Source organism: Rossellomorea sp. ABR4_004, assembly GCF_056159585.1.
In genome coordinates this window covers 346159-360700 of record NZ_JBSWVM010000003.1, presented here as the reverse complement: position 1 = coordinate 360700, position 14542 = coordinate 346159, and the positions used below count along the sequence as shown (strand labels likewise).

The window sequence follows — 14542 nt, the reverse complement described above, 5'->3', positions numbered from 1 at the left end:
TATTACTACTATACTCACAATTTAAAGAAATAGAAGGGGGAGCAACAATGAAAAAATTCAAATTTAAATTTTTGTACTATTGGTACAAACTGTTAATCAAGCTTGGACTGAAGACAGATGAAATTTACTACATAGGTGGTAGTGAAGCACTTCCCCCTCCATTGACGAAAGAAGAGGAAGAAGTATTACTCAATAAATTGCCTAAAGGTGATAAAGCTGCCCGTTCTCTGTTGATTGAACGAAACTTAAGGTTAGTTGTATATATCGCCAGGAAGTTTGAAAATACAGGAATTAATATTGAAGACCTGATCAGCATCGGTACGATTGGCTTGATAAAGGCAGTTAACACATTCAATCCAGAGAAAAAAATCAAATTAGCTACGTATGCATCCAGGTGTATAGAAAATGAAATTCTTATGTACTTAAGAAGAAACAATAAAATCCGTTCCGAAGTTTCGTTTGATGAACCACTCAATATTGATTGGGACGGAAATGAATTACTGTTATCGGACGTCCTCGGAACAGATGAAGATATTATAACAAAAGATCTTGAAGCGACCGTAGACAAAAAATTGCTCTTTAACGCTCTCCACCAGCTTTCTGATCGTGAAAAACAAATCATGGAGCTGCGTTTTGGACTAATGGGAGAAGAAGAAAAAACCCAAAAGGATGTAGCGGATATGCTTGGAATTTCCCAGTCCTATATCTCGCGGTTAGAAAAGAGGATTATTAAGCGTCTAAAAAAGGAATTTAATAAAATGGTATAACCTGACTTAAAACTGACCTTCTCTATAGAAAAGGTCAGTTTTTTTGTTGAAAACCAATTAAAATTTTTTTATGTGAATTTATCCAGATATCTTAAGGGATTTGAAGAGTATGAAACATTACTTGCCAGAATGAAATGCATATTTTTCCTCTCCAAGGAAATACTGAATTTTGTACAGCAGCTCCTACAAGGAGGGGAAAGAATGACACGTAATAAAGTCGAGATTTGTGGTGTAGATACTTCCAAATTACCAGTTCTCAAAAATGATGAAATGAGAGTACTATTCAAGCAAATGCAAGCGGGCGACATTACCGCAAGAGAAAAACTTGTAAATGGGAATTTGCGCCTCGTCTTAAGTGTAATTCAACGCTTTAATAACCGTGGTGAGTATGTTGATGATTTATTTCAAGTAGGGTGTATCGGATTAATGAAATCCATCGATAATTTTGATTTAGGTCAAAACGTTCGTTTCTCTACATACGCGGTTCCGATGATCATTGGGGAAATCCGTAGGTATTTAAGAGACAATAACCCAATCAGGGTATCTCGCTCACTACGGGATATTGCGTACAAAGCTCTGCAAGTAAGGGAAAAATTGATGGGGGAAACATCCAGGGAACCCACAGCAGAAGAGATTGCGAAAGTTCTTGATGTATCCCACGAAGAAATCGTATTTGCATTGGATGCCATCCAAGATCCCGTCTCACTGTTTGAACCCATATATAATGATGGGGGAGACCCAATATTTGTGATGGATCAACTAAGCGACGAAAAGAACCGTGATTTCCATTGGATTGAAGAAATTGCCCTTCAAGAAGGGATGAGACGATTGAATGATCGTGAAAAACTCATTATCAGTAAACGCTTCTTTCAAGGGAAAACTCAAATGGAAGTGGCTGACGAGATCGGCATCTCTCAAGCGCAAGTATCAAGACTGGAAAAAGCAGCAATCAAACAAATGAACAAAAATATTCAATAAGAAACGAAAAGCGGAGGCGGCTCGATCAGCCCCGACAAGCACTATAGGAAACCCCCAAAAGGCGATTTTTGCCTTATGGGGGTTTCCTATTGTGACCTCGAGTGGCTAGCCGCCGGAGCTGGACAATCGAAAAGCGGAAGGGATTTGCCCAGAGGCGACAAGCATAAGTCAAACCATCCGGAAAGGCGTTCTTTGCCTTTTTGGAAGGTTTGACTTATGACCTCGAGCCTCTAAGCCCTGCAGCTGGACAATCGAAAAGCGGAGGCGGCTCGATTAGTCATCGCTACATGTAAGAAAAGAAAGGTAGATCTCCTTCGGGTAGGTCTGCCTTTTTTTTTGTTGCATACACTAGTAATAACTACTTGAATTGGGTGAATGAACAGTCATTGAATATAAAGTACACAATAAGAAACAACAAGAAGAGAGGGGGAAAACAGATGGTACGCATATCTGAATTTCAGGTGAAAGATGTTGTGAGTATTTCTGACGGACGAAAATTAGGGAATATAGGGGATATAGAAATAAACCTGGATACTGGTAGAATTGAGGCCATTGTCATCGGTGGTGGAGGAAAGATATTGGGTTTCTTCGGAAAAGATGAAGATATTGTGATTCCTTGGAGCAGTATTGTAAAAATAGGGGAAGATGTTATTCTGGTCAGATATAAAGAAAGTCATTATATTCAAGGTCAACTTCAGGAACCGAAACAAGCCCCCGATACATGACGAATCTTCAGGGAATATGGTACACTTAATAAAAACGAAGGAGACTCAACGTGTCAAAGGAGCCTTTCAATAGAGAAACAGAATCTTATTATTCGATAGATACATGGACGAAAAATAATCCTGGGCTAGTTGCAGGGATCACTACAAGATGGGGTGGTGTCAGTACCGGACCATTTCACTCTTTCAATATGGGATTGCACGTGGGAGACGTTGAATCTTCAGTGGTTCATAATCGTCAATCACTTGCTTCCAGTTTGATGATGCCTGTTGAATCATGGGTAGCTGCTGAACAAACTCATAGAAACAACATTCATACAGTAGGAAAAGTTGACAAGGGAAAAGGTGCAGAGCATTATCATACCAGCATTAAAGATACGGATGGCTTTATTTCTCAAAATGAGAATATTCTTTTGACGATGTGCTATGCGGATTGTGTTCCCCTCTATTTTCTGGACAGAGATACGGGTACAATTGGTTTGACCCATGCGGGATGGAAAGGTACAGTTTTAAAAATAGGACCCAAAATGGTCGATGCTTATATAGAGAAAGGGGCCTCCAAGTCTTCCCTGGAGGTTGTGATCGGGCCATCCATATGTAAGAATTGCTATGTAGTTGATGACTATGTGATCGATAAAGTGAAAAAAACACTAGAAGATGAAAACAACTTACCCTATAATTTAAAGGAAGAGGGTCAATATTACCTCGATTTGAAGAAATTGAATGAACAGCTTTTAGTGAAAACTGGCTTAAATGCTGAACAAATCCACACTTCTAGTTATTGTTCATCCTGTCACAATGAGTTTTTCTCCTACAGAAGAGATGGTGGGAAAACAGGAAGAATCATGAGCTTCATTGGCTGGAAGGAGAAAAAAATATGAAGGTAACTGAAAAACTCAAAACCATCCAGAAAAATATTGAAAACGCATGTGAAAGCAGAGGAAGAAACCCTGAAGACGTACATGTTGTAGCGGTCACTAAATACGTTTCAATTGAGAGAGCCGAAGAAGCTGTCGAAGCCGGCCTCATGCATTTAGGTGAGAACCGTGATGAAGGACTGCTTTCCAAATGGGATGTTCTACAGGACAAACCCCATTGGCATTTTATTGGATCTCTGCAAACTAGAAAAGTAAAAAACATCATTGATAAAGTATCATACATACATTCTCTGGATCGTCTGTCATTAGCCAAAGAAATTCATAAAAGAGCGGACAAGCCTGTGTCCTGTTTTGTTCAAGTGAATGTTTCGGGAGAAGATTCTAAACATGGGTTATCACCTCAAGAGGTAAAAGAATTTGTTGTGAGTCTAAAAGACTTCACAAATATTAAAGTCGTAGGATTAATGACGATGGCTCCACATACGGACGATGAACCATTCTTAAGGACTTGTTTTAGACAGTTGAAAACAATCCAGGAAGAAATCAACGCATTAAACCTTCCATATGCCCCTTGTACAGAATTATCAATGGGGATGAGCAATGATTACATGATTGCAATCGAAGAGGGAGCTACATTTATTCGTATTGGAACTGCATTAGTTGGAAATGACTGAGAGGGGATGAATACAAATGGGTATCAAGTCAAAGTTTAAAACGTTCTTTTTACTGGATGAAGATGAATATGATTATGAAGAAGAAAAGTTTGAAGAAGAATACGAGGAGAAAAAGCCCATGAAGTCGCAGCTTTCAAATTCTAAACAAAATGTTGTAAGTCTTCAAAGTGTTCAAAAGTCATCTAAGATGATCCTGGTTGAGCCAAGAGTGTATGCCGAAGCTCAAGAGATCGCTGATCATTTAAAGAATAGACGCTCTGTACTGGTAAACTTACAGCGGATTCAACATGATCAAGCGAAACGCATTGTCGACTTTTTAAGTGGAACTGTGTATGCAATTGGCGGCGACATTCAGCGTGTAGGAGATAATATTTTTCTTTGTACGCCTGATAATGTGGAAGTGAGCGGGAATATCTCTGAGTTCTTGAAAGAAGAAGATCTATCAGATTCGAGGTGGTAATGTAAATTATGGTGTTGCTTTATGAGATTTTATCGAACCTTATACAAATATACTCCTGGGCTTTAATCATATATATATTAATGTCCTGGTTTCCAAATGCAAGGGAGTCGGCGATTGGTCAGTTCTTATCTAGAATATGCGAACCGTATTTAGAGCCGTTCAGACGTTTCGTTCCTTCAATCGGGATGATTGATATTTCACCAATCGTGGCATTCATTGTATTGAACTTGGCGCAATCTGGGTTATACCAATTATTTAGATGGCTTATATAATTGAGAATTTTGAGATCGAATTTCCTTTAAAGAACTGAAACCGGCTAGAGAGTTTCAGTTCTTTTATTTTGGGTGAATCACATAGGAGGTGAGCATGTGTCTTCAATTTATCAACATTTCAGGCCGGATGAGAAAGAGTTTGTAGATGCTGTACTGGAGTGGAAACAGGCAGTGGAAAATCAATATTCAGCCAAACGTACAGACTTTTTGGATCCGAGACAACAGTATATTGTCGAATCGATCATCGGAAACAACGACGAAATTCTTTTCTCCTTTTATCCTGAGAATACGGAGAGGAAGAGAGCATTATTATATCCTTCTTATTTTCAGCCTGAGGAAGAAGATTTTGGTATTAAGTTATTTGAAATACAGTACCCGTCCAAGTTTGTTACAATAGAGCATAGACAGGTATTAGGGACTCTCATGTCATTAGGGTTGAAACGGGAAAAATTCGGGGATATTTTATCGGAGGACGATACCATTCAACTCATGCTTGCAGATGAGATTTCTGAATACATCAGGATGGAACTCACACAAATAGGCAAAGCGAAGATTTCCATGAAGGATATTCCAATAAAGGATCGAATCGAGAGCAAGGAAGAATGGATGGAAAAAGTGACTACAGTAACTTCCCTGCGGTTAGATGTCGTTCTCGCAGCAATCTATAATGATTCCCGTCAAAAAGCTCAAACATTGATCAAAAGCAATCATGTAAAAGTCAATTGGAAAACAGTCGAAAATGCCTCGTTTGAAGTAGAAGCTGGTGATGTAATTTCAGCCAGAGGGTATGGAAGGAGTAAGTTATTGTCCATTGAAGGAAGAACGAAACGGGATAAATGGCGAATTTCTGTTGGAATACTGAAATAATTTAAGAAAATTAAAGGAATTCTCCCACATACTGTCGAAATTTTAGTTATAATAAATATGTAATTCACCAAGTACTGGAGGTGGCTCCCATGCCTTTAACGCCATTAGACATACATAATAAAGAATTTAGTCGTGGCTTTCGTGGTTATGATGAGGACGAGGTTAATGAATTTTTAGATCAAATTATTAAGGATTATGAAATTCTTATCCGCGAGAAGAAGGAAACGGAAGAACGTTTAAACTCCTTGAATGAACGTTTAGGTCATTTTACAAACATCGAGGAAACGTTAAACAAGTCAATCGTCATTGCTCAAGAAGCAGGGGAAGAAGTTAAGCGTAATGCAATGAAAGAATCGAAGCTGATCATTAAGGAAGCCGAGAAGAATGCTGATCGTATCGTAAACGAATCATTATCTAAAGCCCGCAAGATTGCCATTGAGATTGAAGAGCTCAAGAAGCAGTCAAAGGTGTTCCGGACTCGTTTCAAAATGTTAATCGAAGCTCAGCTTGATTTACTTGACACAAATGACTGGGATCAATTAATGGAATTCGATTTAGACGCAACAGATTTAAAAACTTTAAAAGAAGAAGAGACATTGTCTTGACGAAAAGCGCAATATTTTCATATAATTGAACAACAATCTAAATTGCCATAATGAATGCTAAGACAGGGACAGTACGTTTCTTATAATATTTCCTTTCTAGCGAGTCGGGGGCGGTGGAAGCCCGACAAGGAACAAAGGTACGGAAGATCACCCTCGAGCTCTATTCATGAATTTCACTTTCTGGAGAGTAATGAATAGCGTCTTGTTCACGTTACGAATCAATACAAGTGAAGATCGATTTCGATCTTTATGAGGGTGGTACCGCGGGAAAAGCTTTCTCGTCCCTTTCCAGGGATGAGGAAGCTTTTTTTTGTTTGCAAAAGGGATTGCCTGATTAAGATTCACGGGATTTAGAAAAGATGGCAATTAAGAGAAACGTTTAGGAGGAAGATTTCATGGAGTATAAAGATACATTATTAATGCCCAAGACGGAATTTCCGATGAGAGGAAATTTACCGAAACGGGAACCGGATACACAGAAGAAATGGGAAGAAATGGATATTTATCAAAAAGTGCAGGAGAGAACGAGTGATCGTCCATTATTTGTTCTTCACGATGGACCTCCATATGCGAATGGAAATATTCATATGGGCCACGCATTAAATAAAATTCTTAAAGACTTTATCGTCCGCTATAAATCCATGAGCGGATTCCATGCACCCTATGTTCCAGGCTGGGACACTCATGGTTTACCGATTGAGCAGGCGTTAACGAACAAAGGCGTGAAGCGTAAAGAAATGACGATCGCTGAGTTCCGTAAATTGTGTGAAGAATATGCTTATGAGCAAGTTGATAATCAACGCACTCAATTCAAACAATTAGGGGTCCGTGGGGATTGGGATAATCCATATATCACCTTAAAGCCTGAGTACGAAGCTCAACAGATTAAAGTGTTTGGTGATATGGCAAAGAAAGGTTATATCTATAAAGGTAAAAAGCCAGTGTACTGGTCTCCTTCAAGTGAATCAGCCTTAGCAGAAGCAGAGATCGAGTATCAGGATAAGCGTTCTCCTTCCATCTACGTTGGTTTCGCCGTTACAGAAGGTAAGGGTGTTCTTGAAGAAGGGACTCAATTAGTCATCTGGACGACAACTCCTTGGACGATCCCTGCCAACCTGGGAATTGCCGTGCATGAAGATTTAAGCTATGTCGTTGTCAATGTGAAAGAAAGCAGCTATGTAGTAGCAGAAGATTTATTGGAAGAAGTTGCAAAGAATCTGGAATGGGAAGATTACTCAGTATCCAATAAGGTTAAAGGTGCGGAGCTTGAGCATATCGTGGCGAAACATCCATTATATGATCGGGATTCACTTGTTGTCCTTGGCGAACATGTCACAACTGATTCTGGTACAGGGTGTGTTCATACTGCACCAGGACACGGGGAAGATGACTTCCTGGTAGGAAAGAAATATGGTCTGGATGTGTTATGTCCTGTAGACGATAAAGGAGTAATGACCTCGGAAGCACCTGGATTTGAAGGCTTGTTCTATGATAAAGCCAATAAGCCGATTACCGATAAGTTACAGGAAACAGGAGCATTATTAAAGCTTAACTTTATCACTCACTCCTATCCACATGATTGGCGTACGAAAAAGCCTGTTATCTTTAGAGCGACGGCACAATGGTTTGCGTCAATCGATAAGTTCCGTAAAGAACTTCTGGAAGCTGTCAATGAAACGAAATGGGTGCCTGCTTGGGGGGAAACACGCCTATATAATATGGTCAGAGACCGTGGAGACTGGTGTATTTCAAGACAACGTGCATGGGGAGTGCCAATCCCGGTATTTTATGCTGAAAATGGCCAGGAAATCATTACAGATGAAACAATCGACCATGTATCGAAGCTCTTCCGTGAACATGGATCAAACATCTGGTTTGAAAAAGAAGCGAAGGATCTTCTACCTGAAGGATTCACCCATGAAGGAAGTCCGAATGGGAAGTTCACAAAAGAACAGGATATCATGGACGTCTGGTTTGATTCAGGTTCCTCACATCAAGCGGTACTTGAAGAAAGAGATGACCTGCAGCGTCCTGCAGACCTTTATTTAGAGGGATCTGACCAATATCGCGGATGGTTTAACTCTTCTTTGACTACAAGTGTAGCTGTGACGGGTAAAGCTCCATATAAAGGCGTGTTAAGTCATGGATTTGCTCTTGATGGGGACGGAAGAAAAATGAGTAAATCATTAGGGAACGTAGTCGTTCCTGAAAAAGTGATGAAGCAGCTTGGAGCCGATATCCTTCGCCTATGGGTTGCATCGGTTGATTATCAAGCGGATGTTCGTGTATCAGATCCAATCTTGAAGCAAGTGGCTGAAGTGTATCGTAAAATCCGTAATACGTACCGTTTCTTATTAGGGAACCTTTCTGACTTTGATCCAAGTACCAATGCGGTATCCTTCGATCAATTAAGAGACGTGGATCAATTCATGCTTGTAAAGCTGAATGATCTTGTAAAAAATGTGAGAAATTCATACGACAGATATGAGTTTGCAAGCATCTATCACGCTGTAAATAATTTCTGTACGCTTGATTTAAGTTCATTCTATTTAGACTTTGCGAAGGATGTTCTATATATCGAGTCAGAAAATCATGAAGAGCGTCGTGCCATTCAAACTGTGTTATATGAATCCCTGGTTGCTCTTACGAAACTGATGTCTCCAATCCTTTCTCATACAGCTGATGAAGTGTGGGCTCATATCCCTGGAGTAGAGGGAGAAAGTGTTCAACTTACTGATATGCCTGAAGTGCAAGAGTTAAGAAATTCTGATGAGTTGAAGAAGAAATGGAATGCTTTCCTTGAGTTAAGAGATGATGTATTAAAGGCTCTTGAAGAAGCTCGCAATCAGAAGATGATCGGGAAATCATTAACGGCTAAAGTGACTCTTTACGTGAATGATGAAACAAAAGCTTTACTCGGTTCCATTAAGGAAGACTTAAAACAATTGTTCATCGTGTCCGCCTTTGAAATCGGTGGAGCAGTGGACGATGCACCAGAGCATGCATTAAGTCTTGGTGAAAACAATATTGTCGTGGAAAAAGCCGAGGGTGAAACATGTGACCGCTGTTGGGTTGTCACAACCACAGTGGGTGAGGATAAGGATCATCCGACGCTTTGCACACGCTGTGCATCAGTAGTGAAAGAAAGTTATTCTCACCTGGCTTAATACCGAAAGGCTGACCTGCATTTTATGTGGGTCAGCCTTTTTTATTTTTCCTTTTCTAATTCCAAAATTGCTATATCTTGCAACACAATTTTCAGGTGTGTTTCCCCCATACTATAAATGGAGGGATCACAGATGACATATGACCGATACACATCCATTGTTCAAGAGCTGACAACATCGTTGCAAGAGCTGGAGGCAAGTAGATCTCAACATCCTTTAATTCAGCAGTATATTGATGATGAAATTACCGAAGTAAAGCAAGCCCTAAATCGTGTTAGAGATAATCAATACGGCTATTGTGAAATGAGCGGAGAAGAAATCCCCTTTGATTTCATAAAGATGAACCCGACCTGCTCAACGCTTCATGATGCATTGGAGTGGAGACGATTTGGAAAGATTTCATCTTATTCCTGAGAAGTTAAGCGCAGGTTTCATCCTTCTCATTTAGTTTAAGTGTCTTTATTTCCCCTTTTATGCTAAAATGCAAAGGTAATCATTTTACGATGTTCGGAGGTTGCCTTTGTGTTTTATTATTTATTGGCTTTGGTTGTGATTGGACTCGATCAATTAACAAAATGGTTGGTTGTGAAACGAATGACAGAAGGAGAAAGTATAAAGATCATTGACGATTTTTTATATCTTACTTCTCATCGAAATCAAGGTGCAGCATGGGGAATACTTCAAGGGCAAATGTGGTTTTTTTACATTATTACAGTAGTAGTGATTGTAGGTATCGTGTATTATATGCAAGTCCACGCAAAAGGGCATTCTTTATTCAGTTTAAGTTTAGCCTTTATGCTTGGTGGAGCTATTGGAAACTTTATTGACCGTGTCTTTCGAAAAGAAGTGGTTGATTTCTTGAATACATACATCTTTTCCTATGATTTTCCGATCTTTAATATTGCCGATGCAGCATTAACCATTGGAGTAGTATTGTTACTAATTTACATGTATTTAGACGAACGAAAAGCAAAGAAGGAGAACAAAAATGGAAGTAATTCAGCACAACATACAGCAGGAAGACCAGGGAGAACGAATTGATAAAGTCGTAAGTCAGTTGAACAAGGAATGGTCCCGTTCACAGGTTCAACAATGGATAAAAGAAGGTCATATTAAAGTCGATGGCGAGGCAGTCAAACCTAATTTTAAATGTCCAGCGGATGCAGTAATCGAGGTTTCGATCCCGGAACCCGAAGAGTTGGATGTAGAGCCGGAAGACCTCAATCTCGATATTGCCTATGAAGATGGGGATGTCATTGTTGTAAACAAGCCAAAGGGAATGGTCGTTCACCCCGCACCAGGGCATTATTCAGGGACAATGGTGAATGGATTGATGTTTCACTGTAAGGATTTATCCGGCATTAATGGAGTTCTGAGACCAGGGATCGTCCACCGTATTGATAAGGACACTTCAGGCTTACTGATGGTGGCGAAAAACGATATGGCTCACGAGCATTTGGTTAATCAGCTTGTAGCAAAGTCCGTAACAAGAAAATATACAGCCATCGTACATGGCCTTATTCCCCACGAATACGGCACCATTGATGCTCCGATCGGGAGAGACCCTAAAGATCGCCAAAGTATGGCTGTAGTGGATAACGGCAAACAAGCGGTGACACACTTCAGAGTGTTGGATCGGTATAAAGATTTCACATTAGTCGAATGTGAATTGGAGACTGGTCGAACGCATCAAATCCGTGTGCATATGAAGTATATCGGCTTCCCGCTTGCGGGGGATCCTAAGTATGGACCACGAAAGACATTGAGCATTGAAGGACAGGCCCTTCACGCTGGTGTGTTAGGTTTTGTCCATCCAAGAACAGATGAATATATGGAATTTCAAGCGGAGTTACCTCAGGAGTTCACTAAACTTGTAAAGCATCTTGAAAATAATCGTTGACAAATTTCGACTGGACCTTTATGATTTAGTTAATTGAATAAGTAACCTTTAATACGGTCCCGTGAGGCTGAGAAGGAGCATGTACGACCAAATTATTTTGGCGTGCAATCAGATTACAACGATAAGTGTGCCCTCTCATCCATCCGGTGAGAGGGATTTTTTATTTAAAGAAACGAGGTGGCGTAAATGACTAAAAAAGCTACAGTTCTGGATCAACCTGCCATTCGAAGAGCGCTTACAAGAATAGCCCATGAAATCATCGAGCGTAACAAGGGAATTGAAGATTGTATTCTGGTTGGTATTAAAACAAGAGGCATTTACATCGCTAATCGATTAGCTGAGCGGATTCATGATATTGAAGGTGAGCAAATTCCCGTAGGTGAAATAGACATCACCCTATACCGGGATGATTTATCAAAGAAAACAGAGGATCATGAACCAGAGGTTAAAGGTTCTGACCTGCCAGTTGATATTACGAACAAGAAAGTCATCCTGGTAGACGATGTATTATTCACAGGAAGAACGGTCCGGGCAGGCTTGGATGCATTGATGGATCTTGGACGACCAAGTCAGATTCAACTTGCAGTCCTGGTTGACCGGGGACATAGAGAATTACCGATAAGAGCTGACTTTGTCGGAAAGAATATTCCTACATCAAGCTCTGAAAAAATCATGGTTGCCTTAACTGAAGTCGATCAGGAAGATATTGTTGCAATTCACGAAAAAGAATAACGTAAGTCCTTTTAAGAGTGGTCCCGTGAGGCTGACAAAGGATGGGAATGAAGGTAGAAATAGGCCTTCTTGTACCCTCTTTGTGCCCTCTTTAGGACAAAGAGGGTTTTTTTATGGGGAAATTTGGGTATTAGAGGAGGAAAAATAAATGAATCAAAATCATCAAGTTGTGTTAGACGTAGAAGAGGTGCCGAAGGTAGGAAAATGGATCACATTGAGCATACAGCATTTATTCGCCATGTTTGGGGCTACGGTATTGGTTCCATTCCTAGTAGGGCTAAGCCCCGGGGTTGCCCTAATCTCAAGTGGATTAGGAACACTTGCTTACCTCTTGATTACAAGAGGTAGAATCCCTGCATATTTAGGATCATCCTTCGCATTCATCGCACCTATTCTTGCTGCAAAGAGCTTTGGAGGTCCTGAGGCGGCCATGATGGGAAGCTTTCTCGCCGGAATAGTGTACGGTATCGTAGCATTGCTCATCTCGAAACTGGGGCTGAAATGGCTTGTGCGGATTCTTCCGCCGATCGTTGTAGGACCTGTGATTATGGTTATTGGATTAGGGCTGGCAGGAACGGCTGTTAATATGGCCATGTATGAAAATCCTGGAGCAGAAGAATTGGTTTACAGCAACACCCACTTCATGGTAGCTCTTGCCACTCTCGCCATTACGGTGATTTGCTCAATATACTTTAAAGGCTTTCTGGGTATGGTGCCGATTTTAGCCGGAATCGTTGGAGGCTATATCATAGCGGTTTTTGCGGGATTAGTGAACTTTCAACAGGTGTTGGATGCTCCGCTCTTACAAATACCGGACTTCTTTATCCCATTCGTTGACTACACGCCAAGCTTCTCTTGGGAAATCGTGTCCATCATGGTACCTGTTGCCCTCGTAACCTTGGCAGAGCATACTGGAGACCAGATGGTTCTAAGTAAAGTAGTAGGACGAAACTTCATTGAAAAACCAGGCCTTCACCGCTCCATTCTTGGGGATGGGGTAGCAACTGTGATTGCATCCTTTCTAGGTGGACCACCTAATACAACGTATGGTGAAAATATTGGAGTATTGGCCATAACACGCGTATTCAGCGTATTCGTCATCGGAGGAGCAGCGGTGCTTGCCATCATGTTCGGGTTTATCGGCAAGATAACGGCCTTGATTGGATCGATTCCATCAGCCGTCATGGGTGGAGTGTCCATCCTTCTGTTCGGAATCATCGCCTCTAGCGGACTGCGCATGCTGATTGATAACAAAGTAGACTTAGGAAACAAGCGAAACCTTGTGATCTCCTCAGTGATCCTGGTGATCGGGGTAGGAGGGGCATTCGTGAAGGTCAACGAACAAGTATCCTTATCAGGAATGGCGCTTGCGGCAATTGTCGGAGTTCTCCTTAACCTTGTCTTACCAGGCAGAGAAGAAAGCGAAGGGGAAAACAACTTATTCGAAGAAGAAAATGCTAAGCATGATGTAGCATAGAAGCACCTTTTAACATGGTCCAGAGAGTCTAGGAAGGGTGAATTTGAACAAGCCAGGCACGTGGGATTTTTCGCACTGTCCCTGTTGGCATGTTTAAAAACACCCTGTCAGGAAATTGGCAGGGTGTTTTTTTGAAAGAAGAGAAGAAAGGGTTGTCCCATGATGAAGAACTTGTTGACAATGAATGATTTATCAAAAGAGGAAATCATTGAAATATTAGATGCGTCTGAACGCTTTAAAGAGGGAGAAACATGGAAGGAAGGCTCCAATAAATATGTAGCCAATCTGTTCTTCGAGGCAAGTACCCGGACGAAATGCAGTTTTGAAATGGCGGAAAGGAAACTTGGACTCGAGGTGATCCCATTTGAAGCACAGACTTCAAGTGTACAAAAGGGAGAAAGCTTGTATGACACGGTGAAAACATTAGAAAGCATCGGCGTCGAAACCGTAGTCATCCGGCACTCCATTGAACGATACTTCGACGAACTTAAACCACTTAACATAAGCGTCATCAACGGAGGCGACGGCTGTGGTAATCATCCCACTCAATGCCTTTTGGACCTGCTGACCATTCGCCAAGAATTTGGAGGGTTTGAAGGACTGAAGGTATCGATCATTGGAGACATTGCCCATAGCCGAGTGGCACGATCCAATGCAGAAGCGTTAATAAAACTGGGATCAGAAGTGATGTTCTCCGGACCAAGGGAATGGTTCCCATCACAGGATCAACATCAATATGTACCGATAGATAAGTGTATAGCAGACTCCGATGTGGTCATGTTACTTAGAATCCAACATGAGCGCCACGATAGTACCTCAAGCTTAACGAAAGAAGAATACCATGAAAGCTTTGGTTTGACGGAAAGTCGAAGAGCACGAATGAAACCAACGGGTATCATTCTTCATCCGGCACCGGTCAACCGTGGAGTTGAAATTGCAGATTCATTGGTGGAATGTGATCAATCAAGAATCTTTAAGCAGATGGAAAATGGAGTATTCGTCAGAATGGCTGTGTTAAAGAGAGCACTTGAAACCAACTAACT

16 protein-coding genes and 1 other annotated feature are annotated in these 14542 nt (G+C 41.0%); all 16 genes read left to right on the top strand.

The window, feature by feature from the left end; all coding sequences use genetic code 11:
- The first annotated feature begins 47 nt into the window (after positions 1–47).
- The 16 genes from sigE to ACXAF2_RS18730 all read left to right on the top strand — a co-directional run bounded on the left by sigE (position 48) and on the right by ACXAF2_RS18730 (position 14540).
- Entirely contained in the window at positions 48–767 is a 720-nt protein-coding gene (sigE, locus tag ACXAF2_RS18805; protein WP_113968294.1) for an RNA polymerase sporulation sigma factor SigE, read from the top strand.
- Between the two features lie 129 nt (positions 768–896).
- Entirely contained in the window at positions 897–1745 is an 849-nt protein-coding gene (sigG, locus tag ACXAF2_RS18800) for an RNA polymerase sporulation sigma factor SigG (protein ID WP_222928655.1), read from the top strand.
- A 437-nt stretch (positions 1746–2182) separates the two neighbouring features.
- The gene (locus tag ACXAF2_RS18795) at positions 2183–2470 is read left to right on the top strand and encodes a YlmC/YmxH family sporulation protein (RefSeq protein WP_148968672.1); all 288 of its coding nucleotides are present in this window, start codon (positions 2183–2185) and stop codon (positions 2468–2470) included.
- 50 nt (positions 2471–2520) lie between these two features.
- The gene (pgeF, locus tag ACXAF2_RS18790) at positions 2521–3348 is read left to right on the top strand and encodes a peptidoglycan editing factor PgeF (protein WP_475140943.1); all 828 of its coding nucleotides are present in this window, start codon (positions 2521–2523) and stop codon (positions 3346–3348) included.
- Entirely contained in the window at positions 3345–4019 is a 675-nt protein-coding gene (locus ACXAF2_RS18785; RefSeq protein WP_475140941.1) for a YggS family pyridoxal phosphate-dependent enzyme, read from the top strand. The genes pgeF and ACXAF2_RS18785 overlap by 4 nt, the downstream gene beginning before the upstream one ends.
- 16 nt (positions 4020–4035) lie before the next feature.
- Complete coding sequence (locus ACXAF2_RS18780; protein ID WP_113968289.1) at positions 4036–4479, top strand: cell division protein SepF; 444 nt, start codon at positions 4036–4038, stop codon at positions 4477–4479.
- 8 nt (positions 4480–4487) lie between these two features.
- The gene (locus ACXAF2_RS18775) at positions 4488–4751 is read left to right on the top strand and encodes a YggT family protein (RefSeq protein ID WP_148968675.1); all 264 of its coding nucleotides are present in this window, start codon (positions 4488–4490) and stop codon (positions 4749–4751) included.
- Positions 4752–4847: 96 nt separating this feature from the next.
- On the top strand, positions 4848–5618 hold the full coding sequence (locus ACXAF2_RS18770) for a YlmH family RNA-binding protein (protein WP_475140939.1): 771 nt from the start codon (positions 4848–4850) through the stop codon (positions 5616–5618).
- Positions 5619–5707: 89 nt separating this feature from the next.
- Positions 5708–6223, top strand: coding sequence for a DivIVA domain-containing protein (locus tag ACXAF2_RS18765; RefSeq protein ID WP_098350955.1), 516 nt, complete (start codon positions 5708–5710; stop codon positions 6221–6223).
- A gap of 50 nt (positions 6224–6273) precedes the next feature.
- Positions 6274–6512, top strand: a binding site (T-box leader).
- A 106-nt stretch (positions 6513–6618) separates the two neighbouring features.
- Positions 6619–9390, top strand: a complete 2772-nt coding sequence (gene ileS, locus ACXAF2_RS18760; RefSeq protein WP_475140936.1) for an isoleucine--tRNA ligase — start codon at positions 6619–6621, stop codon at positions 9388–9390.
- Between the two features lie 132 nt (positions 9391–9522).
- Entirely contained in the window at positions 9523–9804 is a 282-nt protein-coding gene (locus tag ACXAF2_RS18755) for a hypothetical protein (protein ID WP_148968678.1), read from the top strand.
- Between the two features lie 108 nt (positions 9805–9912).
- On the top strand, positions 9913–10431 hold the full coding sequence (gene lspA / locus ACXAF2_RS18750; RefSeq protein ID WP_475140934.1) for a signal peptidase II: 519 nt from the start codon (positions 9913–9915) through the stop codon (positions 10429–10431).
- Positions 10379–11290: an RluA family pseudouridine synthase gene (locus ACXAF2_RS18745; RefSeq protein ID WP_475140932.1), complete on the top strand. Its 912-nt coding sequence runs from the start codon at positions 10379–10381 to the stop codon at positions 11288–11290. The genes lspA and ACXAF2_RS18745 overlap by 53 nt, the downstream gene beginning before the upstream one ends.
- A gap of 186 nt (positions 11291–11476) precedes the next feature.
- Entirely contained in the window at positions 11477–12022 is a 546-nt protein-coding gene (gene pyrR / locus ACXAF2_RS18740; protein WP_113968281.1) for a bifunctional pyr operon transcriptional regulator/uracil phosphoribosyltransferase PyrR, read from the top strand.
- A 148-nt stretch (positions 12023–12170) separates the two neighbouring features.
- Positions 12171–13499: a uracil-xanthine permease family protein gene (locus ACXAF2_RS18735; RefSeq protein WP_475140930.1), complete on the top strand. Its 1329-nt coding sequence runs from the start codon at positions 12171–12173 to the stop codon at positions 13497–13499.
- Positions 13500–13661: 162 nt separating this feature from the next.
- A complete protein-coding gene (locus tag ACXAF2_RS18730) occupies positions 13662–14540 on the top strand; it encodes an aspartate carbamoyltransferase catalytic subunit (RefSeq protein WP_475140928.1) in 879 nt (292 codons plus the stop codon).
- Positions 14541–14542: the final 2 nt, after the last annotated feature.

Excerpts from the sequence above, each read along its gene's own strand:
- sigE (WP_113968294.1), top strand. The coding sequence starts at position 48 with ATGAAAAAATTCAAATTTAAATTTTTGTACTATTGGTACAAACTGTTA.
- pyrR (WP_113968281.1), top strand. The coding sequence starts at position 11,477 with ATGACTAAAAAAGCTACAGTTCTGGATCAACCTGCCATTCGAAGAGCG.
- ileS (WP_475140936.1), top strand. The coding sequence starts at position 6,619 with ATGGAGTATAAAGATACATTATTAATGCCCAAGACGGAATTTCCGATG.
- ACXAF2_RS18775 (WP_148968675.1), top strand. The coding sequence starts at position 4,488 with ATGGTGTTGCTTTATGAGATTTTATCGAACCTTATACAAATATACTCC.
- ACXAF2_RS18785 (WP_475140941.1), top strand. The coding sequence starts at position 3,345 with ATGAAGGTAACTGAAAAACTCAAAACCATCCAGAAAAATATTGAAAAC.
- ACXAF2_RS18745 (WP_475140932.1), top strand. The coding sequence starts at position 10,379 with ATGGAAGTAATTCAGCACAACATACAGCAGGAAGACCAGGGAGAACGA.
- sigG (WP_222928655.1), top strand. The coding sequence starts at position 897 with ATGAAATGCATATTTTTCCTCTCCAAGGAAATACTGAATTTTGTACAG.
- ACXAF2_RS18765 (WP_098350955.1), top strand. The coding sequence starts at position 5,708 with ATGCCTTTAACGCCATTAGACATACATAATAAAGAATTTAGTCGTGGC.
- ACXAF2_RS18795 (WP_148968672.1), top strand. The coding sequence starts at position 2,183 with ATGGTACGCATATCTGAATTTCAGGTGAAAGATGTTGTGAGTATTTCT.
- ACXAF2_RS18730 (WP_475140928.1), top strand. The coding sequence starts at position 13,662 with ATGAAGAACTTGTTGACAATGAATGATTTATCAAAAGAGGAAATCATT.
- ACXAF2_RS18755 (WP_148968678.1), top strand. The coding sequence starts at position 9,523 with ATGACATATGACCGATACACATCCATTGTTCAAGAGCTGACAACATCG.
- ACXAF2_RS18780 (WP_113968289.1), top strand. The coding sequence starts at position 4,036 with ATGGGTATCAAGTCAAAGTTTAAAACGTTCTTTTTACTGGATGAAGAT.
- ACXAF2_RS18735 (WP_475140930.1), top strand. The coding sequence starts at position 12,171 with ATGAATCAAAATCATCAAGTTGTGTTAGACGTAGAAGAGGTGCCGAAG.